This window comes from Paraburkholderia guartelaensis (assembly GCF_004353905.1).
GTDB classification, from domain to species: domain Bacteria; phylum Pseudomonadota; class Gammaproteobacteria; order Burkholderiales; family Burkholderiaceae; genus Paraburkholderia; species Paraburkholderia guartelaensis.
This window is the reverse complement of the sequence record NZ_SMOD01000037.1, coordinates 1-25,446: the sequence shown is the minus strand read 5'-3', so window position 1 is coordinate 25,446 and position 25,446 is coordinate 1. Positions and strand designations below refer to the sequence as shown.

The window sequence follows — 25,446 nt, the reverse complement described above, 5'->3', positions numbered from 1 at the left end:
GCGGTACGGAGTTCCTGCATCGGTGTCGATTGATGATCGCGGGGAAACGGGGGGCGGCGGCAACATGCCGCCGCCATGCTGGGGCGGTTACGCCGTCGCTGCGGCGCGCAGGCGGTGAACGAGCTGGTTGTCCTTACCCTGGACCAGCGGCGTGAGCGTGAAGTTGAACTCGATGTCCTTGTACGTGTCGGCTTTCAGGCCGAGCGCGGTGCCACCGGTCTTTTCTGCCACATGCGGAATCAGTTCTTCACGCGTCGCGTAGGCGAAGTCATCCCAGATCAGCGGGTCGCCTTCAATATTGAACTGCGTGGTGAGCTTGCGGCTGTTGTCGGCGGTGACGAAGAAGTGCACGTGCGCCGGGCGGTTGCCGTGGCGGCCAAGGCCGTCCAGCAGGCGCTGGGTCGAGCCCTGCGGCGGGCAGCCGTAGCCCACCGGCATCAGCGTGCGGAATTCGTACTTGCCGTCTGCGCCAGTCTTGACGGCGCCGCGCAGGTTGAAGTCGTCCTGCGCGCCGGTCGGGTCGAAGTGCGAATAGAAGCCCTTCGAATTGGCGTGCCAGCATTCGACCAGGGCGCCGGCGAGCGGCTTGCCATCGAGGCCGGTCACCGTGCCGTGAATGACGAGCGGACCCGCATCGGCGTCGGCGTTGAGGTCGATGCGCGAAACGCTCTCGCGCACCGGTGCGCCTGCCACATACAGCGGCCCTTCGATCGTGCGCGGCGTGCCGCCTTCGAGACCCACCGCCTTGTCTGCGGCGTCCATGCGGATGTCGAGGTACTTCTCGAGGCCGAGGCCGGCGGCGAGCAGCGCCGCTTCGCCGTCCTGGCCGAGCTTGTTCAGATAGTTCACGCCGGCCCAGACTTCATCGGGCGTGATGTCGAGATCGTCGATGGCCTTGAACAGGTCGCCCAGCAGCCGATAGACGACCTGCTGGAAACGCGCGTTGCCGCTGCCGCCGTTGAGATTCGCAGCGGCCTTCAGCAGGTCCTGCACTTCCTTCGTGTCGAATACTTTTGCGCTCATGGTCTTTGTCTCCTGGTGCTTGCTGGTATTGAGGGGGAATCAGCTCAAGCGTCGTTGGCCCTGACGGAGGACGGGTGGCGACACAACGGCGTGACCGTTATCTTCATGTACGGAAAAAGCGGCAAGGCGGTGAGAATGTCGTGCAGCTCTGCATTACTCTCCACATCGAAGATGCTGTAGTTCGCGTACTCGCCCACCAGTCGCCAGATATGGCGCCACTTGCCGCTGCGCTGCAGCTCCTGCGAGTACTCCTTTTCGCGCGCCTTGATTTCGTTGGCGACATTGGCCGGCATGTCGGCCGGGATGTTCACATCCATGCGTACGTGGAAAAGCATCGTCAAATTCCGTTTATCAGGTGTCCGGATTACTTCGTGACTTTCATCAGGCCATCGCGGGTGAAGCGCTTGACCTTCGCTTCGTCCAGCTCGATGCCGAGACCCGGGCCGTTCGGCACCGTCAGCTCGAAGTTGCTGTAGTCCAGCGGGGTAGTCAGAATTTCTTCGGTGATCAGCAGCGGCCCGAAAAGTTCGGTGCCCCACTGCAGGTTGGCGAAGCTCGCGAACAGGTGCGCCGACGCCACCGTGCTGAACGCGCCTTCGAGCATCGTGCCGCCGTACAGCTCGATGCCCGCGGCGTCCGCAATCGTGGCCACGCGCTGCGCCGCGAACAGTCCGCCGCTTTGTTCGATCTTGATGGCGAATACATCGGCGCCCTCGTTCTTCGCGATCTCAAACGCGCTTTCCGGTCCCTGCAGGATTTCGTCGGCCATCAACGCGACCGGGAAGCGGCGCATGAGGCGCGCAAGCGCTGCGGGCGAAGCCACCGGTTGCTCGACCAGTTCGCAGCCGGCTTCCGCCAGCGCCGGAATCGCCCATGCCGCCTGCGTCTCGCTCCAGGCCATGTTGACGTCCACGCGCACGGCGGCACGATCACCCACCGCCTTCTTGATGTCGGCAACGTGCTTGATGTCGGTCTTGAGGTCTTTCGCGCCGATCTTCAGCTTGAAGATCTTGTGGCGGCGCACTTCGAGCATCGCCTCGGCTTCGGCGATGTCTTTGGCGGTATCGCCCGAAGCGAGCGTCCATGCCACCGGCAGGCGCTCGCGGCGGCGGCCACCCAGCAGTTCGCTCACCGGCACGCCAAGGCGCTTGCCCTGCGCATCGAGCAGCGCGGTTTCCAGCGCGCACTTGGCGAAGTGATTGACCTTCACGAGCTTGCCCAGGTGCGCCATGAGCGCCTGGATTCGCGTGGCGTCCTGGCCGATCATCGCCGGGGCGAAGTAGGCGTCGATCGAGAGCTTCATCGCTTCCGGGCTTTCGGGGCCGTAGGCCATGCCGGCAATCGTCGTACCTTCACCGATGCCGGTTACGCCATCGCTGCAATACACCTTCACCAGCATCAGGGTTTGCCCGTACATCGTGGCGACGGACAGCTTGTGAGGGCGAATCGTCGGCAGATCGACGAGGCGGGTTTCGATACGTTCGATCGTGGCGGAAGTCATGTCGAATGCTGCGTAAGTGAGGAAGGTATGGTGGATTTATACACGCCGCGCCTGAGCCCGATCCAATACTATTTGCGTCCAATTCCATACCTTTATAATATGGAAACCCCGCAATCCCCCATAAATAGGCGGATATTGCGGCGCATCATATTCTCAGAGTATTGATAATTTGATGCTTCATTTGGGAACAGACCATGGATCTTCGCCAGCTTCGCTACTTCGTTGCCGTCGTGCGCGAGCGCAATTTCACGCGCGCCGCGGAACAGCTTTGCATTGCCCAACCGCCGCTGAGCCGGCAGATTCAGTTGCTCGAACAAGAGATTGGCGTGCCCCTTCTGATTCGCAATACGCGACCGGTGCGCACGACCGATGCGGGGCGTCTCGTCTATGAGCAGGCCATGCAGATTCTTGGGCGTGTCGAACAGCTGCAGGCGACCGCCAAACACGTGGGACTGCATCACCGGACTGTGTTGTCGATCGGCTTCGTCGCTTCCGTTCTGTATTCGGGGCTGCCGCCATTGATGCGCAAGCTGCGCCAGAATGCGCCGGAACTCGACATCCAGATGGTCGAACTCATGTCGGTGCAGCAGATCGAGGCGTTGAAGGAAGGCCGCATCGACATCGGCTTCGGACGCGTGCGCCACAGCGACCCGAACGTGGCCGGCATCGTCCTGCGCGAAGAGCCGCTGGCGGTGGTAGTGCCGATCGGCAGCGAGATGGCGCAGGAATCCACGCCCATCCCCATCGAGCAACTGGCCGGGCAGAAACTGATTGTTTATCCCAAGGAGCCGCGCCCCAGTTTCGCCGATCAGGTATTGAACGTGTTGCACGGCGACGGCGTGCAACCGGGTGAAGTGCTGGAAGTGCGGGAAATCCAGACGGCGCTGGGGCTCGTCGCGGCCGAGTTCGGCGTATGCGTGATCCCCGCTTCAGCGCGGCAGTTGCGCCAGGACGTGCACTACCGGCTGATAGACAGCGACCACGCGACTTCGCCGATCATCCTGAATCACCGCGTGAACGACAATTCCGTTTACGTCGATCTCGTGAAGCAACTGGTCAAGGAAATGTACGCCGAGCCTCAAACGTGGCTGCCTTCGAAGAAGAAAAAGCCGTGAAGCAATGTGCCGTCTAAGCCAGTTCGTTCAGGAATGCGCGCACGGCGGCGCCGATCTCGTGCGGCGAATCCTCCTGAACGTAATGGATGCCCGCTACCACCGTTTCCCGCTGGTTCGGCCAGTTGCGGCACGCATCGAGCGCACGGCCCGTGAGCAACGCGCCAGGCTCGGCGCGGATCAGCAGCTTGGGGATATCGCTCGCCGCGAGCCAGGCTGCGTAGGCTTGAACCGCTTGCGTCACGTCGGCGGGCTCGCCTTCGATCGGCAGTTCGCGTGCCCACACGAGCGTCGTTCTGCGCGATTCGCGCGTCGCAAACGGCCTGCGCCACGCCTCCATCTCTTCCTGCGACAGCGCACGTAGCACGCTGTGCGGCAACACCGTTTCGACAAAAAAATTCTCGTCGAGCACGAGACGCTCGCCGGCCTCGCCACGCAGCGCGCGAAAGAGCGGTTCGCGCTCGGGCGGAAAATCACGCCACAGGCGCGGTTGCACGATGGCCTCCATATAGGCAATCGCCTTCACGCGCTGCGGATGGCGGCGCGCCCAGTCGAAGCCCAGTGCCGAGCCCCAGTCGTGCAGCACCAGCGTGACGCGGCCATGCGGAAGCACGGCGTCGAACCACGCGTCGAGATATCGCGCGTGATCGACGAAGCCGCACGCGCCATCGGGCGCGGCCGGCGAATCGCCCATGCCGGCGAGGTCTGGCGCGAGGCAACGGTAAGCGTCGCTCAAATGCGGAATGACGTTGCGCCACAGGCGCGACGAGGTGGGGTTGCCATGCAGCAGAACGACGGGTTCGCCCATGCCCGTATCGACGTAGACCATAGCGCCGCCTGGAATGGCCGCGCGGGCACGCGGATGCGGATCGCTGGCGCCGATTGCGGCGGCTGAAGGGGTGACGGCGTTCATGGCGCGGCTCCTGTGCGGTGAGGGAATGAGCCGATGCTAGAATCGGAACCGGCCCAGGAACAGGACCAGATTCGGCAAAGGTTATGGAACCAGTCTTGCAGCTCGAAATCGCCCTGCCCGTGCATGGATCGCGCGAGATCTTGCATGCACTGCATCGCCAGTTGCGCGGGGCCATCGTCGAAGGCCGGCTCGCGGCCGGGCTGCGTTTGCCATCGAGCCGCTCGCTCGCGCTTAGCTGCGGCGTCGCGCGCAATACGGTGCTGGCGGCTTACGATTTGCTCCTCGCTGAGGGCTACATCGTCACGCGCACGGGCGGCGGGACGTTCGTGGGCGAAGTCGCGGCACGTGGCAGCGCGGCGCCGTCCGGTCCAGCAAGACCGTCGATAGCGGCTTCAGAAGGCGACCCACGCCTGAACGAGCGTTGGCGCACGCCGCCAGCGCTCGTGCGTCTCGATCCCAGCGCGAACTACGATTACGATTTCATCCTCGGCCTGCCCGACAAACGCACGTTTGCCTTCGACGTCTGGCGGCGTCTTTCGGCTCGCGCGCTGCGTGGACTTTCCAGGGCGCCTGCCGTGTATGCGGAACCGGAAGGCCGCGCCGCGTTGCGCGAGGCCATTGCGCATCACGTTTCCTATGCGCGCGCGGTCGCCTGCGAGGCGGAGGATGTCGTCGTCACGGCCGGCGCGCAACAGGCGTTCGACCTGCTCGCGCGCGTGCTCGTCACGCCGGGCAAGACCGTAGTTGCGCTGGAGGATCCCGGCTACCCGCCGCTGCGCCGCGCGTTTGCGCTGGCGGGGGCGCGTATCGTGGGCATAAGGGTCGACGCCGAGGGTATCGTCGTGGACGACCTGCCGCCCGATGCGCGCGTGATCTGCGTGACGCCCTCGCATCAATTTCCGTTAGGTATCCCAATGTCGGCGGCGAGGCGGCGCGCGTTGCTCGCGTTCGCGCAGCGCCATGGCGCGGTCGTGATCGAGGACGACTACGACGGCGAGTTCCGTCACGACGACCGCCCGCTCGACGCGCTGCAAACGCTCGATCGCCATGCGAGCGTCTGTTACGTCGGCACGTTTTCCAAATGCCTCTTTCCGGGCCTGCGCATGGGCTATGTCGTCGCGCCGGCCTGGGTGCGCGATGCACTGGTCGCCGCGCGCCAGTGTGCGGACTGGCACGGCAATCTGCTGGCGCAGGACACGCTTGCGGCATTCCTGCGCGAGGGGCATCTGGTCCGGCACATCCGTAAGATGCGCACGCAGTACCGCACGCGCCGCGACGCACTGCTCGCGGCGCTCACACGCCATTGCGGCGCGTTCGTGCGGCCCGTCGCGCCCGCCGCCGGACTGCATCTCGCCGCCGGGCTCGACGCTGGCGTGCGCGCCGATGCACTGGTCACCGCCGCCACGCGTGCGGGCGTCCGTGTGCAGGCGTTGGCCGGTTTCGCGGTCGCGCCGGAAACGGCGCTCGAAGGACTCGTGTTTGGTTTCGGCATGATCGAGGCCCAGCGCATCGACGCGGCCGTCGCGCGGCTGGCCGCCTGCGTGCGCTGAAGCCTGCCGTCACTGCGCCGCCAGCCGCTCCGCCGAAAACCGCAGGCCGTCGAAGAGCCGTTCGGCCACCCGCTCGGGAAAGCCTTCAGGGAGTGCCGCGGCGACTTCCTCTATCGCACCGGGCGTACGCGCCAGCACGCGCTCGATCAACGGCCCCGCATCCGGGCCGTAGTGGCATAGCCGCGCGGTGGCGTCGAAATGCGTGCGCTTCACGTCGCGCATGCGATAGTGGCGAGCCTTGCCCCACACCGCCATGGCAAGCGACGCCTTGTGCCACGACCATTGATTGCCGCCGTCGCCCTCCACGGGCCAGATCGACATGACGTCATAGAGCGGCGCGAGCTGAAAGCGCCCTGCCGGCAACAGGCGAATGCTGAAGTTTTTCGCGTGGCCGTCCGGCGCCGCGAGCATCCAGAAGACGATCTGCGCAGCGAGAAACGTTTCGATGTCTTCCCGCGCCTGCTGCGACTGGCGTAAGAGACCCGCAATCTCGCGCACGCCGGGGCCGCCATGCGCTTCGTACTTGCGATGCGGCGGCACGCCGAGCGCCTGGCAGAAGTCCTCCTGCGGCAGGCGCAGCAACCCGCCGGTGCGCGAGCGCGTACGATCGAAGCGCTCCACGCAGAGCACCTTCTGCGCGCCGAACTCGATGATCTGCGCCTGCGAAGCGGGCAACCCGAACGCCCTCAGCAGTGCCAGGCAAAGCCATTCGTTTTCGACCGAGGTATTGAAGTCCACCTTGCGATGGCCGATCAGCCCCAGCGGCAGCTTGAGAATATGCGTGGTGGGCGTCGCGCCGCGCGGCAGCAGCCATTTGCCGCGGTGGCGCAGGAGCGCAGTCTTCTCCTGCGCGCCCGCCAGCGAAATGCGCAGATCGTCGGCCTCATGCGCGCCACCGGGCAGCGCGCCGGCCGTTTCGAGCAGCAGGCGCTCGATGACGGCATCGCTCAGCGCGGTGCCTTCGATGCGGTCGACGCGGCCCGGCGTTTCGTCCTCGCCCAGCAGTTGCACCGCACCCACGCAATCGCGCCCGATGGCCTTGAGCAGGTCGAAGGCCTCGAGCGTATCCGTGCGAAAGCGCGTGGCGATGCGGCGGCGGATGGGTTCGCTGTCGGGCAGGAGATTGTCGAAATAGTGCTTCACGCGCTCGCCGCGCAATGGTACGTCGCCAATGCCGAACGGCAGCGAGAGCGAAAGCGGCCGGCCCACGGCCGAGCGCTTCCAGGCGTCGTCATAACGCAGTTCGGCGTCGCCGGCGGGCGTCATCACCCACGTGCCCACGCGCTCGCCGTTGGCCCAGATCGATAGCGCGCGCGAATGCGATTTGCGGCCCATACTTACCACTCCGGCGTGCCGGCCGCCGCCTCGCGCGACTGCACGCAGAGTTCCAGCCCGTAGAGCGCGAACAGCGCGAGCATCTGCTCGAGCGAAAGGCTGGCGGCGCCCGTGGTTTCGAGTGCGGAAAGGCGCGGCTGGCCGATGCCGAGATTCGCCGCAGCCTGCGCCTGGGTCATGCCGCGCGCCTTGCGGGCCGATTGCAGAATCTCGCCAAGCCCGCCTGGCGTCTGGACGATGATCTTCATGGCATATTCCTGTGAGGCATAAACCGATTATATGCCTGTGAAGAATATTTCGCCAATATCACTCACGCCAATAAATCGAAAATATCGCTCACACGAATAATCGCCAGGCAGGCCCTCGGTATCCGGCCCAGTCGCCACATATTGCGGTGCTCACGCGCGCCCGGCCTCCTGCGCCCGCTCACGCGCACGCACGTCGAACGCGCCGCCCGTCAAGGCTTGGTCGCGCAGCGTCACCGGCTTCTTGCCCGGCAGCAGCGGGAACACCAGTTCCGCGAAGCGGATCGCCTCTTCGAGGTGCGGATAGCCGGAGAGCACGAAGCTGTCCGCGCCGGCGTCCACGTATTCCTTGAGGCGCGCCGCCACGGTTTGCGGATCGCCCACGAGCGCCGTGCCCGCGCCGCCGCGCACGAGGCCCACACCGGCCCACAGGTTCGGGCTGATCTCGAGCTTGTCGCGGCTGCCGCCGTGCAGATCGGCCATGCGGCGCTGGCCCACCGAATCCATGCGCGCGTAGTTTTCCTGGGCGCGGCGGATATCGTCGTCATCGAGCTTGCTGATGAGGCGCTCGGCGGCGGCCCACGCTTCGTCGTTGGTCTCGCGCACGATCACGTGCAGGCGCACGCCGAGCTTGAGCGTGCGTCCATGGCGCGCCGCCCGCTCGCGGATATCGGCGAACTTCTGCGCGACGGCTTCGGGCGGCTCGCCCCACGTGAGATAGGCGTCCACGTGCTTTGCCGCCAGTTCGTGCGCCGCCGGAGATGAGCCGCCGAAATACAGCGGCGGATGTGGCGTCTGAACCGGCGCGTGAAAATTCTGCGCGCCCTGCACTCGCAAATGCTTGCCCTCGAAGTTCACCGTGTCGCCGCGCAGCAGATCGCGCCAGATCGTCAGGAATTCGTCGGCGGCTTCGTAGCGCTCGTCGTGCGCGAGGAACACGCCGTCGGCCGCGAGTTCGGTGGCGTCGCCGCCCGGCACGACGTTGAGCAGCAAGCGGCCGTTCAGCGCCTGGTCGAGCGTGGCCGCCTGGCGCGCCGAAGCGGTGGGGCCGCCGAGCGATGTGCGCAGCGCCACGAGCAGCTTGATGCGCTGCGTGACCGGCGCAAGGCTCGCCGCCGTCACCCACGGGTCGAGACAGCTGCTGCCGGTGGGGATAAGGAGGCCGTCGTAGCCGAGTTCTTCGGCGGTCACGGCTATCTGGCGCATGTAGGCGTTCGTCGGCGCGCGGCCGAAATCGGATTTGCCGAGGTAGCGGGTGTCGCCGGAAGTCGGCAAGAACCAGAAAATATCGAGGCTCATCAGTGATCCTGCTGCGGGTAAATGAAGGCGCGGCTAGAGACTGGAAGCGCGAATGCACGCGGCGCAATCGCGTGACTATCGCCGCCCGTGCGTCGAACTCAGTCGCGCCCTCATTGAAACAGCCTGCAGCGTTTTCCCCTACCAGTTAATCTGCAATTGCATATGATGTATTCGGCTAAACGTCCGCATTTCCAACCCCTTTCGCGAGGAACCGAGCCATGGACACACGGACCGTCAAGATTCCCGGCCCCGATCATCCGATCACGGTCGAACCGGCGCACACGCACGTGGTGGTGAAAGCAGGCGGCCGCGTGATCGCCGACACGCGCCGCGCGCTTACGCTGCGCGAGGCGAGCTATCCGGCCGTGTTCTACATACCGCGAGAGGACGCCGACATGTCGCTGCTCTCACGCACGGAACACAAGAGCTGGTGCCCATACAAGGGCGAGGCTTCGTACTACTCGATTACGCCAGGCGGCGCGCGGGCCGAGAACGCGATATGGAGCTATGAAACGCCGCATGAAGCGGTGTCGGCAATCAAGGACCATCTGGCGTTCTACCCGGATCGCGTCGATTCGATCGAAACGTCCGACTGAGTGCCCGCGCAGCCTTTCGATGCGAAACGTATCGCCATCCGACGTTACGCTCGCGTTTTGCCCCGAGCCGGCCGCGATGCAGGTCGGCTCGCTGAACACCTCAACGGCCGCCACCGACGCCGCGGCGACGTGACATCTGCATCGTCGACGCCCACTCCGGCCCCAAGGTGTGCCAGGATTCGGTTATTCCGTGCGGCGCAGCCCGCCGCGCCCCGCTCCCTTACATCCAACCGACATGCAACAAGGCACCCCGGCCACCGCGGCCAGCTTTGCCAACATGGGCGTCGATCTGCTCGATTTCTTCGACGTGACGCCCACTTCGCTGTGGCTCGAAGACTATAGCCAGCTGCGCGCGCTGTTCGATCGCTGGCGTGCACAAGGCGTGACCGATCTGCGCCGCTTCCTCGAAGACGATCCGCGCCGCGTGGCCGAATGCTCGGCCTGCATCCGCGTGCTCAAGGTCAATCGCCATACGCTCGATCTTTACGGTGCGCGCGACTACGAAGAACTCGCCGCGCATCTTCCGCAGGTGCTGCGCGACGACATGTTCCAGGCGCACGTGGGCGAACTCGAGCAGATGTGGGCCGGGCACAGCACGTTCGAGAGCAAGAGCGTGAACTACACGTTGCGCGGCCGGCGCATGGATATCTTGTTGCGCGGCGTGATTCTGCCGGGCCACGAAGCCGACTGGAGCCGCGTGCTCGTGGCGATCGAAGACGTCTCGGCGCTCGAAGAAGCGCGCCATCGGGCGGCAGCGAGCGAGCAATATGCGCTCGGCGTTTTCGAGCACTCGCCGGTTTCGCTGTGGGTCGAAAACTTCTCCGCCATTCGCGAGTTGCTCAACGAGGTGCGCGAGCAGGGCATCGTCGACTTTCGCACCTTCACCGACGTGCATCCCGAATTCGTCGAGCGCTGCATGAGCGAAATCCAGGTGCTCGACGTGAATCACTACACGCTGGGCATGTTTCGCGCGCCGGACAAAGCCACGTTGCTCGCGCGCCTGCCCGAAGTGTTCCGCGACGAGATGCGTCCGCACTTTCGCGAGCAGTTGCTCGATCTCTGGGAAGGCCGCCTCTTTCAGCAGCGCGAGGTCGTGAACTATGCGCTCGACGGCAGCGAGGTCAACGTACACCTGCAGTTTTCCGTGTTTCCGGGCCACGAAGCGCAATGGGACCTCGTGTTGCTCGCGCTCACCGACATCACGGCGCGCAAGAAAGCCGAGGCCTACCTCGAATTCCTCGGCAAGCACGACGTGCTCACGAAGCTCAAGAACCGCTCGTTCTATGTGGACGAACTCAATCGCCTGCATCGCAAGGGGCCGTTCCCGGTAAGCGCGATCGTCGTCGATATGGACAACCTGAAGACGGTGAACGATCAACTCGGCCACGCGGCCGGCGACGCGTTGCTGCGCCGCGCAGGCGAAGTGCTCGCGAAAGCGATCCAGAAACCGTATCAGGCGGCGCGCATCGGCGGCGACGAATTTGCCGTGTTGATGCCCGGCGCCGACCTGCGCGATGCGGAAACCGTGGTGGACAGCATCAACAAACTGGTGGAATTGAACAACCAGTTTTACGGCGGACCGAAGCTGAGTTTTTCAATGGGCTTCGCGAGCTGCGAGGAAGGCGAAAGCGTGGAAGCGATGCTGCGTGAAGCGGACGCGGCGATGTACGAGGCCAAGCGCCGCCGCAACGAAACGAGCCGCACGTCGCTGGAAGCCGACGCAGCGCGTGACGCCTGAAGCCCGATGCGCGAGAAACGCTTCGGATACCGTAAGAAAAGCAGGGAAGAAAAAGCGGCCGGCATGTGAACATGCCGGCTTGCCGAGGGCCTTGCGCCCTCGTTTCACACACTCAGGCTAGCGGCCTGAAGCCACGTGCCCGAGTGCAGGCCACCGCACTGGCGTGATGCTGCGTCGCGCGCCAGCAAGCGAGCCGGCAGCGCGCGTCCGCCATGGCGGCGGCTTGGCATCACGACGCGTTGACAGCGTCCTTGAATGCCTTGCCAGCGGTGAACTTCACCGTCTTGGCGGCGGCAATCTGGATCTCCGCGCCCGTGGCAGGGTTGCGGCCCACGCGGGCGGCACGCTGGCCAGTCGAGAACGAGCCGAAGCCGACGAGTTGCACGGAGTCACCCGAGGTGACCGCACGCGTCACGACGTCGAGGATCGCGTCGATAGCTGCGCCCGTGGCTGCCTTGGTCTCGCCCGTGCTAGCGGCGACTGCGTCAATGAGTTCCTGTTTGTTCATCTGCTACCTGTGTTGAGTTGAGAAAACCTGCATACCCTACCTCACGCGGGCAAAACAGGCAAATCGCGTTGCATATGGAAACGCGCCGATCGCCCGCCCGGCACGTGTTTTGCCTCCCACGTGCATGACGGCGAAAGCCGAATCAATAGCACAACACGGAGTCAGTGTGTAGACAAAAACACGTTAAAAATTGGCAAAAATGCACAAAAACGACATTGCGGCGGTTTTAAACGGGTTTATACAGGAACGATTCGTGCAGATCAGCTCTGAGGCATAACCAAAATCGGCAATATTTCCGATTTTGACCAGGCCTGAAAAAATGTCTCGCCGGGACAGCCGGCTGCCTGCTGTCACCCTCGGGAACGCCGCCTTCGCGGCATCCGGCGAGCCAGCCGGGAGGTTCGAGCGGGGCGAACGGGGCGCCACGCAGCTTCGAAGCCGTCATCCAAACCGGGGACGGCGGCCGGCCGAATCGCGTGCATGTCTTTCAATTGCGCAACGTAAGACAGCATGAACGCCTTTCGTGTCGTCTGCGCGAAAGGAAATCGCCCGGTTAGCCGATGTATTGATCAGTGATGCTGATTACCAGCCTACTCGCCGCGTTCGGTCGCGACAGCCAGGCTCAGGTGAAAACCCATAGCACGCGCGCGGGTGCATCGGCGAGATTGGCGTAGCGAAAGCGGCGACGGGCCGGCAACTGGAAGCTGTCGTTGGCCCGCAGCGACACAGGCTCGTCGCTCCCCTCCACCCAGATCGTCAGTTCGCCTTCGAGCACGAAGCCGCCCTGCTCGTCGCTGTCGTCCACGGGGCGCTCGCCGCTCGTCGCGCCGGGATCGAGCCGGCTCTCCAGCATCGAGAAACCTGACGACATGCTGGGCGAAACGAGCACGTCCGTAATGCCGCCGCCGTAGTAAAGCGTGCGCCGCTCGCCTGGCCGCGTGACCCACGGCAGTTCGCGCGGCATGCTCACACTATAGAAGTAAGTGGTGGGCGTCTGCAGCGCCTCGCCGATGGCCGTGAGATCCGCCACTGTGGGCCGCGAAAGCCCCCGCTCGACCTGAGAAAGAAACCCCACCGAGCGGCCGATCTTTTGCGCGAGTTCGGCGAGCGTCACCTTCTTGTGCTTGCGCAGATCGCGAATGAGGATCGCGAGGCCTTCGATTTCGTCCTGCTGGTCCATGCGGTTCTCTCTGTCACACGACGTCGCGCAGGCGATACCACAGCTTGCCGAGCGCCTCGAGCGGCGCGGCGAAGCGCTCGCCGCCCGGAAAGCGCGGATTATGAATGCGCTCATAGAGCGAGAGCAAGCGCGGCTCGCCGAGGATGGCGTCGGCAACGGCGCGCGCCGCAGCGAGCGTCGGCAGAATGCCGTGCCCGGAAAAGCCCTGCAGCCAGTAGCGATCGCGTTGGTGACCGACGTCTGGCGTGCGGCGGATGCTGATGTCGATGTGACCGCCCCACGCGTATTCGAATTCGATGCCGCGCAGTTGCGGAAATGCACGCTCGAGACTCGGGCGGATCGCGGCGCCGATGTCCTTCGGGATGCCGCCAAGATATGTGCACGCACCGCCGAACAGCAGGCGATCGTCCGGGCTCAGGCGAAAGTAGTCCGGCACGAACTGATTGTCGATCACGCAACTGTTGCGCGGCAGCAGCGAGCGAGCAAGCGCAGGGTCGAGCCTGCGTGTGGCGATCTGCCAGGTGCCCACGGGCAACACACGGGCAGCCAGATCGCTATCGAGCCGGTCGATGTAGGCGTTGCAGGCGAGCACCAGCGTGCCGGCGCGCACCGAACCTTCGCGCGTGCTCGCCACGTAGCCGCCCGGCGTTTCGCGGTACTCGAGCACGCGGCTCTGCTCGAAGATCGCTCCGCCCGCGCGCTCAATGGCGTCGGCGAGGCCGAGCGCAAGCTTGAGCGGGTCGAGATGCCCCGCCTCGGGGTCGTAGAGCGCCGCGCGATAACGGCGGCTGGCGATCCACTCCGGCATCTCCGGCTCGGTGATGAGGCGCAGGCGGTCGTAGCCCCACTTTTGCTCGGCCTCGTCGCGCGCGGCTTCGAGCATGGCGACACGCGAGCGCCGGACCGCCGCCCACAGGCTGCCTGGCCGGTAGTCGATGTCGAAACCGTGCCGCGCGGGCAACTCGCGCACTTCGGCGGCAGCCCAGCGCATGCTGTCCCACAACTCGCGCGCGCCCGCCAAACCCAGCGCCTGCTCGAACGGCGGCATGTCGCACGACCAGCCGAGGAGCGCCTGACCGCCGTTGCGCCCCGAGGCGGCCCACGCCACGCGGCTCGCCTCGACGACCGCTACGCGCCGGCCGGCCAGCGCCAGCCGCAACGCCGTGTGCAGGCCGCTGAAACCCGCGCCCACGATCAGGACGTCCGCGTCGTAATCGCCCGCCAGCGCGGGGCGCTCGGGCAACGCGCCGCTCTCTGCGTAGTGACGTGCGTAATAGCTTTCGATATGACGAGTCGATTGAGCGAACATGAGCGCGCGTGAAATTTTTCATGTTAAATTTCATGAAAAATTAGCACGAGAATTTCATTCGCGCAAATCGGCATATTCCCGGGGGCGACACTCCCGGATCCTGCTGATCCGAGACCGGGCCGAGCAGCAACTGCCCGGGCCGGTGTTCGCAGTTATGTCGTCATCCTCATCAATCCAGTGAGTCATTGGCCGGAATAGATCGGTCGCAGACCCGGCACACCCGCTTGGGGTGCAGCTGCCGTCGCTTCCCCGTATGCGGAAGTCCCGCTGGCTACCCCGCCATAGCCGCTCGACGCCGCAGCTGTACGGGCCACTCGCGCTTCGGCCTGCTGGATCTGCTGAGGGTAAGTCGTCTGATCACCGTCTCCGGGGCGATACCCCGCTTTTTCCAGCTGGATGAGCTGATTGCGAACCTGCGCGCGGGTGAGCGCGCCGTTTGATTGAGCAAATGCGACAGCAGGCGCGGCGAGCGCCACAGCGATTGACAGGGCCGAAGCCACAACTTTCAGTTTCATGATTCACCTCGATGTCTATGAAGGGCTGCATACGGTTGTATGAAGCTGGCCAACGCATCGTAGTTAGGTGAGCACTCAAGATAAAGAACTGCACGGGAACAACATTTGTGCGCGTCGGTCAAAAGCCTGGCTCACGGCCCGCGAGCAGCGCATTGGCGATCCACTGCAACGCCCCGCACAGCAGCAGATACACGAGCCCGACGAACAGGAAGATTTGCGCCGGGTACACCAGCAGACGGTTATTGAGCTGATTGGCCAGGAACGTGAATTCCGGCACGCCGACGATATAGGCGAGCGACGTGTCCTTGATCAACGCCACCCACTGATTGACGAACGACGGCATCATCACCCGCACGGCTTGCGGCAGGATGACTTCGCGTAATGCCTGCCAGCGCGTCAAGCCCAGCGAAAGCGCTGCCTGCCGCTGCCCTTCGCTGATCGACGTGATGCCGGCATAGACCGAATGCGACAGATACGCGCCGCCGATCAACGCCAGCGCGCACACAACGGTCGCAAGGCCGGGAACGTCGACGTGCAGCAGAATCGGCATCAGGAAGAAGGTCCAGAAAATCAGCATCAGCACGGGTATCGCGCGAAAGAACGCGATCCCGGCGGTCAGCGCGAGACGTACGACGCCGCGCGTCATCGCGAGCGCAACGCCAAGCGCGAATCCGATCAGGGCCGCCAGCAGCGCCGACACGACTGAGAGCGCGATCGTCAGCGCAACGCCTCCCAGCGGTCCCGCCGGAAACGCGCCGATCATCAAATAACGCAAAGCAGGCCACCACTCGAACTCGTTCACGCACGGCCTCGCTGCAAACCGCGCAGGCCGGCGCGTTGCCAGAGCACCAGCGCAACCTCGATGATCGCGATGGCCAGCACATAGAATACGGTCGCAGTGCCGAATGCCTGGAAGGTCCTGAAGCTTTCGGTATCGACCTGCCGTGACATATACGACAACTCGCCGACGCCTATCGCCATCGTCAGCGACGAGTTCTTTATTACGTTCATGTATTGGCCGGCGAGCGGCGGCGTCGCAATGCGCAGCGCCTGCGGCAGGATCACGTAGCGCAGGGTCGCGTAACGGCTCATGCCCAGCGCCGCAGCCGCCTGCCACTGTGCGTGCTTCACGCCGCGCATGCCGGCCAGAAACTCTTCGCCGATGAACGCCGTGGTGTAGCACGTCAATCCAACCCAGCCGGCGAACAGTTCGAAACTCGGCCAGCGCAGCATGAGCGGCCCGAACGATGCCACGTGCGGCGTGTTGAGCCAGGTCATCCAGTCGGAAGGCAACACAGCCGCGGCTCCGAAGTACCAAAACAGCAATTGAACGAGCAGCGGAGAATTGCGGAAGACGAACACGTAGAGTGCCGCAGCGCGCGCGATCGCGCGGGTGCGGGCCGTGCGCGCAACCGCCAGCAGAAAGCCCAGCGGCGTCGCACACGACGCCGCGCAGGCAGAGAGCATCAGCGTGACGAAGAAACCCTGTTCGAGCCACGCGAGATACTTCGGTTCAAGCCAGTTGTGCATGAATCAGGCGCGGCGCTCAACTGTTCTTTTGCGGGTCGCCGATCTTGAAGAGACGGGGCAGCGGCGCCGCACTCTTCGGGCCGAACCACTTGTCGTAAATCTGTGCGGCTTCGCCGTCGCTTTCCAGATGCGTCAGCGTGCTGTTCACTACATCGAGCAAACGCGTCTCGCCTTTGGGCACGCCAACGCCTTCATAGTCGTTCGAGATCGTGAACGGGGAAATCTCATAGCTCGCCTTGTCCGGCGAGCGTGCAAGCAGCGCGACGAGCTTCGGGCCGTCCTGCGTGATCGCCTGCACATTGCCCGTGCGCAGCGCAGCGAACGCGAAAGGCGTGTCATCGTAAGCGACGATGGTTGCGCTCGGGAATTTCGCGCGCACCTGCTGCTCGTTGGTCGTACCTTTATCCGCGCCGATACGCAGACCATTGAGCTGCTCCGGAGACTTCAACACGCCCTTCTTCGCAATGAACTGGGTGCCGGACGCGAAGTACGGCGTGCTGAAATCGACTTCCTTCTTGCGATCGTCGGTGATCGTAAAGTTGGCGAATACCAGATCGACCTTGCCCGACTTCAGAAAGGCAATGCGATTGGCGGGATTGGTGGGTTGAACTTCGAGCTTTACACCAAGGCTTTTGGCGACGGCGCGCGCATAATCCACGTCGAGCCCGACGATCTGATTGTCTTTCGAGTCGACGAAACCGAACGGCGGATTGCTGTCGAATGCAGCAACGCGCAACACGCCCGCCCGCTTGATGTCGTCCAGACGATCCGCATTTGCGGAAGTCGATGCCACGACCAGAAGTGCCGTCAACAGTGCGCCTGGCACTGCGCCCCAGATGCAGCTTTTCATTATGGTATTTCCTTCTTTTCTCGTTGCCCTTGCGCTGCCTTGAACCTTCGCGCTGGCGAAGTACGCAGCGTATCTGCATCGCGTGTGCGAACGAACCAAGTATTTTTCAGATCGAAAGCGCTGCTGGCGATATGGACCAACTGCACGCTATTCAACGTCCAACTCTCGACCCGAGCGCGGGAAGTAATGTTGACGCATGTCTCTTCGCATGCAGGCATGCCCTGCAACTCTTGCCGCGAAAATCGCATCGACCCGGTAATGTCGACTAGCGCCAATACCATCGACTCGCATTTCTTTCGCGCGCAAAAATTGAATGCGAATATGTTCCTAAGTTCTTACAACTTCGAGGGGTTATCACTCTTGACCTGGGCACATCGGCTGCTTAGCATCAACGTGGGACTTTGCAATGAGCTTCTTCATCGATGATTCGATGAGTCAATTTCAGACTTCAGTCATGCTCGCTGCAAAGCCCGGTTTGTCTGCATTAGGGGGACTTTTATGTCTTACCGCCGCTGGACGTCTCCTGCCGAGACCGCAGAATGGATAATCCTCGTCGGCGCAGCTTTCGCAGTGCTGGGCGGGTGGATACCCTGGATGGGCCACGCGCCTTACTACTTTGTTGCCGGTGTTGCACTGATCGGCGCTGGCATCCTCATGCTATGGAACCGCTCCGCGGGACTATGGTGGTATTTCGGCATGTTCGCCGCCGCCCTGAGCTGGTCGATCTTCAAGGTTGGGCTGGATGGCTGGAGTCTGCTGCCGCGACTCTTTGTGCTTGCGCTGATCGGCATAGGGATAAGCCTGGTCATTATCACCAGTAGTTCGGCAGTTGGCCGGCCACTGCGCGTGGCGGCAATCATCACGGGTGTGTTCTACGTCGTCGCCATCGCCAGCATGCTCTGGTCCGCCATCTCCTGATCGGAACCGGGCGCATCCAATCACAGGCAAGTCTTGCGGGCTCGGCAATAGCCGTGTCCGCCTTCGGTCGGATCTCCACCTGGTTGATGATTCAACCGATTAATCCGCAGGCAACTCATGCCGAGCGCCAAACGCACTCATAAGATGGTGCGGTGCGTTTTACCGCAAGCACGCATTCCTCCTACCACGCTTCTACCACGCATTAGTCGTCCGCCGCCAATTTCAAGCAATCGGAATACTTCCCTGCGCTGCGCGTCTTATTTCGATGGATCATATCGATATGTCTCCGATGTTCATACGTATCTCGTTCGGAGTGCATATCGATAAGGAAAATGTGAGATTGACGCTCCGCCGAATCGGACTACCGGGACAAGATAATGCGAAATTCACCGACCGAGACTGTTTTCCTTCCCGACGTCGCTGCCCGCGCGGACACGGGTAGTATTCGTCACGAGATTCGCGTATGCAGCACCCACGAGGACTTCCTGAAGCTGCAACCCTCCTGGGAGGCCGTCTGCACCGCGTGCCCAGCCACGCTCGAATTCACCTACTGCGAACTTGCGGCGGCCAAGGCATTTTCCCGCGGCGCGTCGGTCAGTGTCGCACTCGTCTACGACGGCGCCGCGCTCGTCGCGCTTTGGCCGCTGTCCATTGCGCGCGAAGGCGCATGCCGGGTCGCGCGCGCACTTGGCTGCGGAAGCAACGAGGAATACGGTGGCCCGCTCGTATCCGATCGCGGTGACAGGCGCTTCTACGACGCCGCCGTCGATGCATTGCGCAGCGTCGACGCCGACGTGCTGGAAATACGGTTCGTCGAGTGCAAGAGCCCTCTACACGAGGCGCTCTCGCGTGCGTCGCTGTCATGGGTATTGCGCGCGCTTCCGGAACGCTGGCGTCTGCTGTCCGGCTACTCCATGGAGCTGTCCCGGTTCCCCACCTTCGACGCCTTCATTGCCACGAGGCCCGACTCGCTGCGGCGCCCGTTGCGACGTCTCGCAAGGCGGCTTTCGGAGGACGGTGCGGTTGAGTACGGCTGGTGCAAGGACGTCAGCGACGCCCGAGCGGTGCTCACGTGGCTCTTTGCGACAAAGCGCAACTGGGTGCTCTCACGTGGCCTTGACGCGCCTTTTCTCATGAATGACGACGTCCGTGACTTCTTCATCGAACTCGCCGAGCGGACCAATCTCGTCACGACGCCATTGGTCTCGTTCGTCAAACTGGACGGCGTTCCCATTGCGGCAGCCGTGAACCTGACCGGGCCGCGCAAACTCGAGTATTTCGTCACGACGTATGACGAAGCCTATGCTGCCCGTTCCGTCGGCAACCTGCTTGTCGACAACATGGCGCGATGGGCGCTCGCGAACGGCCGTGATTTCGACTTCCGGCCATACTTCTCGAGCTATAAGGAGCGGTGGTCAAATCATAAGAGCTGGTACGAATCGCATTTCGTCGTACTCACATGGCGTGGCAGGCTCGTCGAGTTTCCCCTTGCCGCGGAGCAGTTGCGGCGCGTCCTTCGCCGTGCGCGCGAGTTTGCCATCGACCCGCTGCGCGCGAAGGTGCGCGCCCTCACGTCGGCGCGGTGAACGCCGCAATCCGTGGTCAGCCGTCGTGCCGGTTTGACCAGGTCTTCACGTAAGCGGGGGCCTCGCGTTCCGGCATTGCGGTATCGGCCACGGGCGGCAACGGTGCGAGCGTCAACGGCAACACGCCTGCCCAGACGGGACGATCCATGTCCTCCTCGTCGTCCTTCGGGCCGCCCGTGCGGATCTTCGTCACGAACTCCGCGAGCGAAATGCGCATGACCGTGGTCGCCGCCAGTTCCTTGTGATTGCCCGCGCGCACTTCATGCCTGCGGCCCGGTGCGATGTGCTCCATGAAGGCATCGAGCACGGCAGCCTTGTGCTCCTCGGCCACCACCTCGAAGACGCCGTAGATCACCGCGGAACGATAGTTCATCGAATGATTGAACGCCGAGCGCGCGAGCACGAGGCCGTCGAGATGCGTAACCGTCACGCAAACCTCGGCGCCATCGGCCGCGAGGCGCAGCATGCGGCTGCCGTTCGAACCGTGAATGTAGAGATGATCGCCCTCGCGCCAGCATGCGGTGGGGATGCAATGCACGCCGTGCTCGTCGCTAAAGGCGACGTGGCAGACGTAGGCTTCGTCAAGAATCGCATGCAGCGTCGCCGCATCATAGTGCGCGCGCCGCGCGATCCGGCGCACACGGGTGCGTTGCGAAGGTGCCGCGCTGGTGTCGGCGGCAGGTTCGTTGACGGCATCGGCAAGGGACATCGTTTGGCTTCCTCTACGGTTCGGGTTGAGATGCCGCCTACGATAGACAAGCAGTGGCCCCATGGGTAGATCCAGACTTGCGTGGCGCGGTGGAGCCACGAAACGATCCAAAGCCGATTGATCGTAAGTAATACATCGTAAACCGTTAAATTTCTAACCAAATCGCCCGCAATCTGCCTCATCGAAATTTGTCAGGAAAAAGCTGCAGGATCAAAAAATCTCCTGTACAATCCGGCCTCCTTGATTCCCCGATAGCTCAGTCGGTAGAGCGCCGGACTGTTAATCCGTAGGTCCCTGGTTCGAGCCCAGGTCGGGGAGCCAGATATGCGGGAGTAGCTCAGTTGGTAGAGCGCAACCTTGCCAAGGTTGAGGTCGCGAGTTCGAGACTCGTCTCCCGCTCCAGCATCCAGGCAGGCCATCCGCCTGCGATCAGCACAGCGTCCGGTCGCGCCTGCCGCTGCCTTGAGGCAGCGAGAACCGGAAGCACGCCCCTTTCCCCTCCAGCGAACTCGCTTCGATCTGTCCGCCGTGTGCTTCGACAATCGACTTGCAGATCGACAACCCCATCCCCATGCCCGCGTCTTTCGTGGTCGCGAGCGAGTCGAATAGATTGTGCATGACCTTCCCGGCAATACCCGGGCCCGTGTCGGTGACCGACACCCACAGCGCGGCGCACGCATCGCCGGACGTCTGGATCTCGATCTGCTTATCGCCTCCTGACGCCTCGCTCATCGCTTCGAGCGCATTCAATATCAGGTTCATGATCACCTGCTGAAGCAGGATGCGGTCGCCTTCGATGCGCAGCGCCTGTGTCGCGAAGTTGCCGGTCACGCGCACGCCCCCGCTGTGTAGCTGCTCACGCAGCAGCCCCACCACTTCGCGGATCGCTTCATGGATATCCATGGGGCCGAACTTCGGCGGCGACTTTCTGACCATCGCCCGGATGCTCTCGACGATATTGGCCGCGCGCTGGCTGCTCGTCGAAATCTGTTCGAGCATTTCGATCGCCTCGCCCAGATTGGGCACATCGCGTTGAAGCCACTGCATGGCGGCGATCGAACTCATGCCGATCGCACTGACCGGCTGACTGACTTCGTGAACGATAAACGCAACCAGCTCGCCGAGCGCCGTGAGATTCGCGGCACGATCCAGCTTGCCTTGCGTGTCGCGAAGATGCCGTTCCGCCGCCGCGCGCCGTTCGTGCTCGGACTCGATATTCTGGTAAAGCTTCGCGTTTTCGAGCGAAATGGCCGCCTGCGAGGCAAGCACCTCGAGTATGCGCAGGCGCGCCAGCGTAAACGTGCCCGATATCTGGCTGTTCTCCAGATAAAGCAAGCCTGTGAGTTCACCTTGCTTGATCAGCGGCACGCACATGATTGAGCGCGAGCGGTGCGATCTAACGTACGCGTCGATGCCGTAGTGCGAGTCGGCCAGCGCATCGTCCAGCAGAACTGACTCCTTGGTCCGCAGCGTCGTGTACGCAATTGAGGCGGGCACAATGTCCGATAACGCTGTCGTGCGCTCGAAGTTCACCTCCACTGCTCCATTGCCAACAGTAGCCTGCGCAACGACATTGAGCATGCCCTGTTCGAGAAGGCACAGCACGACGCGGTCGGCGCCGGCGTACTGCAGCGCGATGTCCAGCAAAACCTGTATGAGCTGCGGCAGCGAGATTTCGCCCGACAAGGCTTGCGCTGCGCGGATCACCGCATCCACGTCGAACTGATGCTCGGTGCCGCCGAGCGTCAGGCCCGTGGCCCGAGGCAACGCGGCTCGCGCGACGACCAGCGAAGGGAATTCTTCTTCGAGTTGCCTGACTTTCGCGTCGGCGCCCCAGCAAGCGTACGCGCTGCGCGCCTGCACGAGGTAGCCCTGCTCCGCCGCATGCCAGCCCTGATGCGCGCAAAAGCGCGCGGCCAGTTCCCTGGAAAGGCCTTGAAGATGGAATGCCCGCGTTTCCTCGGCAAGCGCTATCGCTTCCTCGTAGAGTCCTTGCGCGCTCGCCGTGTCGCCCTGCGTGAACGCCAGTTCGGCGCGCACCAGCCGCTCGCGCGAGCGGAAGTTATTGGGCGACTCGTCCGCCCATACGTCGAGCACCGCCAGTTGCTCCTGCACGACCTGCAGATGCACGTCGCGCGCTTCGCCCGTCGACTGACGGCTCAGCGCGAGCCTGAGCAGCGCGCGGTAGAAGATGAAATCCACCATCTCGATGAACGCCGGCGACGACCAGGCCGTGCGGCTCGCTTCATCTTCGGCGCGCAATGCCGTCGAATAGTGGCCGAACAGATAGGCGGTCTGAAGCTGGTAAGTCCAGAACGAAAACGCCGCGAGGTCGCGATTCGACTCTCTGCTCAAACACTCCTTGAGCAAAGCCATGTAATCGGCGTTGGGGTCTTCCACCCCCACGTCGACGGGCACGCCGCGCATGGCGCGAATCAGCCACGCCTGGGCGAGAACGGCGTCGATGATCAGCGAGAATCCCGCCTGGCGCGCCACCTTGATCGCGTCTTCCACGCACTGCTGCGCGTCTGAAAGCGAGACGCCCGCGAAGATCAGGTTCGCCGCCAGGTTGCGCCGAGCGTAGACCGAGAATGTGATGTCCCCTTCCTGCGCAGTGCGCCGTATCGATTCCTCGATGTGTCGCCGCGCCGACGACGCCATCCCGGTCCAGGGCAAATTGACGGTGCCGTAGCACATCTGCACGCGCCCCTGATATTGCGCGATGCCGCGTTCCGCCGGCAAACGCATCGCCAGCTCGCCGAATCGCGCGACAGTTGCGTAGTCGCCGTATCGCGCCCCGACCACGCAGCTCAGGCAAACGTAGGCGTAACACGAGGCGTCGGAATGACCATGCTGCAGGCCCATATTCGTCATGCGGAGAATGAGCAGTTCGACGAGGCGCTGGCTGGTGAAGAGCGCCGCCGGAATCAGGTCGGCGAGCACGTCCATCGCATTGCGCATGCCTTCGTCCTGCAACATGGGCAAACCGAGCAGCGCGTCGATGCTGCGTCCCGCAAACAACAGGCGAAACCGCTTGTATTCGCGATCGACGTCTTCCGCTGTCGGCATCAGCGGCAGCATGACTTCGGCCTCTTCCGCGAGATAGCGCAGGCCGACCGCCACCGCAATATCGGGCTGGTCGTTCGTCACGTAGAGCGCCGCCCGAAGGCGGGCCAATGCGGCGCGACTCCTGAAGTCGAGCAAACCGGCGCGCACGTTATTCAGGCGGCGCAACGCCGGATTGATTTCCATGCAGAGAAACTCGCACTCGCCCCAACGCAGATCGATCAGCGCACCAACCTCGTCCGGCGCCGAACTCCCTTGAAGAAAGGTGCGTGCGTGCGAGAGATAGGAGATTGCCGAAGCGTAGGCCGTGGCCTCCTTGGCGCTGCGCGCGGCCTCGAGATTGACCATGGCGAACTGGTAGCGCTGCTCGGGCGACGTCACAATGGACACCGCTTCGTTCAACTGATTCGCAACGACGAATACGCTAATGGATTGCGCCTGATATTCGCGGCTGGCCAGCAATTCACGGCCAATCTCCAGGTGGCCGGTTTCGCGCTCGTCGAATCTCAATCCGTAGTACACCGCGTCTCGCACGCGGTCGTGCGCAAACGCGTAAAGCTCGTCGTTCAGATTGAGAAGCTGCGCTTCCACCGCTTCACTCAAGCCCGCCTTGACCTCCGCCCCGGTGAGCCGCATGGCCGCCACGATCGTATTGAGCACGGCCGGCTCTGCGAGCAACGCGAGGCACCGCAGCACCGCCCTTGCGTTGGCGCTCAATGTGGCGATCTTTCCCGAGATCAATTCGATCAGATTGGGCGTGCGCATACGCCCTTCGATGGCCGGAACGCTTGCCTGCCATTCCTGCGTAGCCTCGCTGCAGGCGAGCACGCCGTCTTCGATCAGCGCTCGCACGAACTCGATCGTGAAGAGCGCATTGCCTCCGGTGCAGCGCCAGATCGCACTGCTTAGCATGTCGAACTGATCGACCGTGCCCGGCAGCAATGCCGTCAACAAGGCGCCGACATCGTCTTGTGATAGCGGACCCAAGGGCAGTTTCTGCCAGAGGCCGTCCGCGCGCAGCGCGCCGCCGCGCGGACCGATACCGTTGCCTTCGTTCTCGCGCATCGCGCCCACGAACAGCACATGCCGGCCGGCGAGACTGCGCGCGGCGTGCGTGAGCACTTCCACCGTGCCTTCGTCGGCCCATTGCAGATCGTCGAGGAAAAAGATCAGCGGCCGCCCGCGTACGGCGAACGTGCCCAGCAGCCGCGTCATGGCGTCGAGAAAGCGCGGACGTTCCGCATGCGCCGACACCGCCGGCCGGTACGCGTGCTCTCCGACGATGCGTGCGAGTTCGGGAAAAATCGTGGTGACGATGGAGACTTCGTCCGCCAGCGTGTCGGCAATACGCCGCTGAAGCTGCTCGAAATCCGCGGGCAGATAGCCAAGGGCATTGCGCAGCAACGAATGAAGCGCGCGGCCGAGACTGGCGTATGGCTTCGCGCCGTCCGCCTGCTCGCATTTGCCTTGAGCGAATTCGTGCGGCGTATCGGCGAGACGCTGCCGCAAATGCTGAACCAGCGCGGTTTTGCCGATACCGGCCGGCCCCTCGACCAGCACGAGCGGCGTGGGTTCGCCCACCGATGCATCGAGCACCGCCTGCAGCAGCCGGTTCATCTCGCGCTCGCGGCCGAATAGCAGTTCCGACCGGCGCGCGCCGCTATCGAGTCGCCCCTGAACAATTCGTTTTGGCCGTCATCGGCAACATCGGCGTCAGCGGGCGGATGCTCTCTGATCGACAGCGAAGAACAGGGCGATGAGAACAAGGGCGTAAAAAAGCCGCAGCTTCCTCAGGATCATCCGCAGGTTGTGACCGGCGCCGCATAGCACAGCGTGCATCGCGTCACCGAGCGCTCCCTTCAGCCAGTTCCGATCGAGTTTGCCATCTGTCTTCATGTGGCCGATGGCTGGCTCGATCGCACTGCGCCGTCTGATCATCGCTCGTAGTCTCCGCGTGATGCCT

22 protein-coding genes, 2 tRNA genes and 1 pseudogene are annotated in these 25,446 nt (G+C 63.4%); 8 read left to right on the top strand and 17 right to left on the bottom strand.

The genetic code is table 11. From position 1 onward, the window contains the following. Positions 1-87: 87 nt before the first annotated feature. From catA to E1N52_RS33285, 3 genes are read right to left on the bottom strand one after another with little or no spacing between them, the layout of a single operon-like run. Positions 88-1,023 carry a catechol 1,2-dioxygenase gene (gene catA, locus E1N52_RS33295; protein WP_133187891.1) on the bottom strand — a complete coding sequence of 312 codons (936 nt, stop codon included), beginning with the start codon at positions 1,021-1,023 and terminating at the stop codon, positions 88-90. A gap of 44 nt (positions 1,024-1,067) precedes the next feature. Continuing rightward, on the bottom strand, positions 1,068-1,358 hold the full coding sequence (gene catC, locus E1N52_RS33290) for a muconolactone Delta-isomerase (protein WP_069268896.1): 291 nt from the start codon (positions 1,356-1,358) through the stop codon (positions 1,068-1,070). 29 nt (positions 1,359-1,387) lie between these two features. Next, positions 1,388-2,524, bottom strand: a complete 1,137-nt coding sequence (locus tag E1N52_RS33285) for a muconate/chloromuconate family cycloisomerase (protein WP_133187889.1) — start codon at positions 2,522-2,524, stop codon at positions 1,388-1,390. Between the two features lie 194 nt (positions 2,525-2,718). Between E1N52_RS33285 and E1N52_RS33280 the strand changes: the two genes are divergently transcribed. Next, a complete protein-coding gene (locus tag E1N52_RS33280; RefSeq protein WP_133187887.1) occupies positions 2,719-3,639 on the top strand; it encodes a LysR family transcriptional regulator in 921 nt (306 codons plus the stop codon). Positions 3,640-3,652: 13 nt separating this feature from the next. Here E1N52_RS33280 and E1N52_RS33275 read toward each other — a convergent pair whose 3' ends face one another. Further along, entirely contained in the window at positions 3,653-4,549 is an 897-nt protein-coding gene (locus E1N52_RS33275; protein WP_133187885.1) for a haloalkane dehalogenase, read from the bottom strand. A gap of 83 nt (positions 4,550-4,632) precedes the next feature. Between E1N52_RS33275 and pdxR the strand changes: the two genes are divergently transcribed. Further along, positions 4,633-6,099, top strand: a complete 1,467-nt coding sequence (pdxR, locus tag E1N52_RS33270) for a MocR-like pyridoxine biosynthesis transcription factor PdxR (RefSeq protein WP_133187883.1) — start codon at positions 4,633-4,635, stop codon at positions 6,097-6,099. Between the two features lie 9 nt (positions 6,100-6,108). Here the strand turns inward: pdxR and E1N52_RS33265 are convergent, their stop codons facing one another. From E1N52_RS33265 to ssuD, 3 genes are all read right to left on the bottom strand, one after another. Continuing rightward, positions 6,109-7,434 (bottom strand): type II toxin-antitoxin system HipA family toxin, encoded by a 1,326-nt coding sequence (locus tag E1N52_RS33265; protein ID WP_133187881.1) that lies wholly within the window; start codon positions 7,432-7,434, stop codon positions 6,109-6,111. Positions 7,435-7,436: 2 nt separating this feature from the next. Continuing rightward, the gene (locus E1N52_RS33260) at positions 7,437-7,682 is read right to left on the bottom strand and encodes a helix-turn-helix domain-containing protein (RefSeq protein WP_133187879.1); all 246 of its coding nucleotides are present in this window, start codon (positions 7,680-7,682) and stop codon (positions 7,437-7,439) included. Positions 7,683-7,832: 150 nt separating this feature from the next. Then, positions 7,833-8,978, bottom strand: coding sequence for an FMNH2-dependent alkanesulfonate monooxygenase (gene ssuD / locus E1N52_RS33255; RefSeq protein ID WP_133187877.1), 1,146 nt, complete (start codon positions 8,976-8,978; stop codon positions 7,833-7,835). A gap of 218 nt (positions 8,979-9,196) precedes the next feature. On the opposite strand from ssuD, the gene E1N52_RS33250 reads away from it, so the two are divergent. Both E1N52_RS33250 and E1N52_RS33245 read left to right on the top strand, forming a co-directional pair. After that, positions 9,197-9,574, top strand: coding sequence for a DUF427 domain-containing protein (locus E1N52_RS33250; protein WP_133187875.1), 378 nt, complete (start codon positions 9,197-9,199; stop codon positions 9,572-9,574). 235 nt (positions 9,575-9,809) lie between these two features. Beyond that, a complete protein-coding gene (locus E1N52_RS33245; RefSeq protein ID WP_165979493.1) occupies positions 9,810-11,312 on the top strand; it encodes a sensor domain-containing diguanylate cyclase in 1,503 nt (500 codons plus the stop codon). Positions 11,313-11,541: 229 nt separating this feature from the next. Here the strand turns inward: E1N52_RS33245 and E1N52_RS33240 are convergent, their stop codons facing one another. The 7 genes from E1N52_RS33240 to E1N52_RS33210 all read right to left on the bottom strand — a co-directional run bounded on the left by E1N52_RS33240 (position 11,542) and on the right by E1N52_RS33210 (position 17,204). Further along, positions 11,542-11,820: an HU family DNA-binding protein gene (locus tag E1N52_RS33240; protein WP_028207645.1), complete on the bottom strand. Its 279-nt coding sequence runs from the start codon at positions 11,818-11,820 to the stop codon at positions 11,542-11,544. 622 nt (positions 11,821-12,442) lie between these two features. Next, complete coding sequence (locus tag E1N52_RS33235) at positions 12,443-13,000, bottom strand: helix-turn-helix domain-containing protein (RefSeq protein ID WP_133187873.1); 558 nt, start codon at positions 12,998-13,000, stop codon at positions 12,443-12,445. A 13-nt stretch (positions 13,001-13,013) separates the two neighbouring features. Then, positions 13,014-14,309, bottom strand: coding sequence for an NAD(P)/FAD-dependent oxidoreductase (locus E1N52_RS33230; protein ID WP_133187871.1), 1,296 nt, complete (start codon positions 14,307-14,309; stop codon positions 13,014-13,016). Positions 14,310-14,491: 182 nt separating this feature from the next. After that, a complete protein-coding gene (locus E1N52_RS33225; protein ID WP_133187993.1) occupies positions 14,492-14,818 on the bottom strand; it encodes a DUF4148 domain-containing protein in 327 nt (108 codons plus the stop codon). 124 nt (positions 14,819-14,942) lie between these two features. Further along, a complete protein-coding gene (locus E1N52_RS33220) occupies positions 14,943-15,587 on the bottom strand; it encodes an amino acid ABC transporter permease (RefSeq protein ID WP_425468180.1) in 645 nt (214 codons plus the stop codon). Between the two features lie 35 nt (positions 15,588-15,622). Continuing rightward, complete coding sequence (locus E1N52_RS33215) at positions 15,623-16,354, bottom strand: amino acid ABC transporter permease (protein ID WP_133187867.1); 732 nt, start codon at positions 16,352-16,354, stop codon at positions 15,623-15,625. Positions 16,355-16,370: 16 nt separating this feature from the next. Beyond that, positions 16,371-17,204 (bottom strand): ABC transporter substrate-binding protein, encoded by an 834-nt coding sequence (locus tag E1N52_RS33210; RefSeq protein WP_133187865.1) that lies wholly within the window; start codon positions 17,202-17,204, stop codon positions 16,371-16,373. A 498-nt stretch (positions 17,205-17,702) separates the two neighbouring features. Here E1N52_RS33210 and E1N52_RS33205 point away from each other — a divergent pair, with 498 nt between their 5' ends. Together E1N52_RS33205 and E1N52_RS33200 are read left to right on the top strand one after the other, a co-directional pair. Further along, positions 17,703-18,122, top strand: a complete 420-nt coding sequence (locus E1N52_RS33205) for a hypothetical protein (protein WP_133187863.1) — start codon at positions 17,703-17,705, stop codon at positions 18,120-18,122. Between the two features lie 377 nt (positions 18,123-18,499). Further along, positions 18,500-19,708, top strand: a complete 1,209-nt coding sequence (locus E1N52_RS33200; RefSeq protein ID WP_133187861.1) for a GNAT family N-acetyltransferase — start codon at positions 18,500-18,502, stop codon at positions 19,706-19,708. A 16-nt stretch (positions 19,709-19,724) separates the two neighbouring features. Here E1N52_RS33200 and E1N52_RS33195 read toward each other — a convergent pair whose 3' ends face one another. Further along, on the bottom strand, positions 19,725-20,480 hold the full coding sequence (locus E1N52_RS33195) for a pyridoxamine 5'-phosphate oxidase family protein (RefSeq protein WP_425468178.1): 756 nt from the start codon (positions 20,478-20,480) through the stop codon (positions 19,725-19,727). Between the two features lie 182 nt (positions 20,481-20,662). Here E1N52_RS33195 and E1N52_RS33190 point away from each other — a divergent pair. Beyond that, a tRNA-Asn gene (locus E1N52_RS33190) sits at positions 20,663-20,738 on the top strand. A gap of 5 nt (positions 20,739-20,743) precedes the next feature. Further along, a tRNA-Gly gene (locus E1N52_RS33185) sits at positions 20,744-20,819 on the top strand. A gap of 27 nt (positions 20,820-20,846) precedes the next feature. On the opposite strand, the gene E1N52_RS33180 is transcribed toward E1N52_RS33185, so the two are convergent. Then, complete coding sequence (locus E1N52_RS33180; RefSeq protein WP_281282794.1) at positions 20,847-25,124, bottom strand: AAA family ATPase; 4,278 nt, start codon at positions 25,122-25,124, stop codon at positions 20,847-20,849. Between the two features lie 72 nt (positions 25,125-25,196). Further along, a pseudogene (locus E1N52_RS33175) lies at positions 25,197-25,446 on the bottom strand (IS5/IS1182 family transposase); the annotation flags it as partial.

Coding starts and splice junctions, on each gene's coding strand:
- catA (WP_133187891.1), bottom strand. CDS start 1,023: ATGAGCGCAAAAGTATTCGACACGAAGGAAGTGCAGGACCTGCTGAAG.
- catC (WP_069268896.1), bottom strand. CDS start 1,358: ATGCTTTTCCACGTACGCATGGATGTGAACATCCCGGCCGACATGCCG.
- E1N52_RS33285 (WP_133187889.1), bottom strand. CDS start 2,524: ATGACTTCCGCCACGATCGAACGTATCGAAACCCGCCTCGTCGATCTG.
- E1N52_RS33280 (WP_133187887.1), top strand. CDS start 2,719: ATGGATCTTCGCCAGCTTCGCTACTTCGTTGCCGTCGTGCGCGAGCGC.
- E1N52_RS33275 (WP_133187885.1), bottom strand. CDS start 4,549: ATGAACGCCGTCACCCCTTCAGCCGCCGCAATCGGCGCCAGCGATCCG.
- pdxR (WP_133187883.1), top strand. CDS start 4,633: ATGGAACCAGTCTTGCAGCTCGAAATCGCCCTGCCCGTGCATGGATCG.
- E1N52_RS33265 (WP_133187881.1), bottom strand. CDS start 7,434: ATGGGCCGCAAATCGCATTCGCGCGCGCTATCGATCTGGGCCAACGGC.
- E1N52_RS33260 (WP_133187879.1), bottom strand. CDS start 7,682: ATGAAGATCATCGTCCAGACGCCAGGCGGGCTTGGCGAGATTCTGCAA.
- ssuD (WP_133187877.1), bottom strand. CDS start 8,978: ATGAGCCTCGATATTTTCTGGTTCTTGCCGACTTCCGGCGACACCCGC.
- E1N52_RS33250 (WP_133187875.1), top strand. CDS start 9,197: ATGGACACACGGACCGTCAAGATTCCCGGCCCCGATCATCCGATCACG.
- E1N52_RS33245 (WP_165979493.1), top strand. CDS start 9,810: ATGCAACAAGGCACCCCGGCCACCGCGGCCAGCTTTGCCAACATGGGC.
- E1N52_RS33240 (WP_028207645.1), bottom strand. CDS start 11,820: ATGAACAAACAGGAACTCATTGACGCAGTCGCCGCTAGCACGGGCGAG.
- E1N52_RS33235 (WP_133187873.1), bottom strand. CDS start 13,000: ATGGACCAGCAGGACGAAATCGAAGGCCTCGCGATCCTCATTCGCGAT.
- E1N52_RS33230 (WP_133187871.1), bottom strand. CDS start 14,309: ATGTTCGCTCAATCGACTCGTCATATCGAAAGCTATTACGCACGTCAC.
- E1N52_RS33220 (WP_425468180.1), bottom strand. CDS start 15,587: ATGATCGGCGCGTTTCCGGCGGGACCGCTGGGAGGCGTTGCGCTGACG.
- E1N52_RS33215 (WP_133187867.1), bottom strand. CDS start 16,354: ATGCACAACTGGCTTGAACCGAAGTATCTCGCGTGGCTCGAACAGGGT.
- E1N52_RS33210 (WP_133187865.1), bottom strand. CDS start 17,204: ATGAAAAGCTGCATCTGGGGCGCAGTGCCAGGCGCACTGTTGACGGCA.
- E1N52_RS33205 (WP_133187863.1), top strand. CDS start 17,703: ATGTCTTACCGCCGCTGGACGTCTCCTGCCGAGACCGCAGAATGGATA.
- E1N52_RS33200 (WP_133187861.1), top strand. CDS start 18,500: ATGCGAAATTCACCGACCGAGACTGTTTTCCTTCCCGACGTCGCTGCC.
- E1N52_RS33195 (WP_425468178.1), bottom strand. CDS start 20,480: ATGGGGCCACTGCTTGTCTATCGTAGGCGGCATCTCAACCCGAACCGT.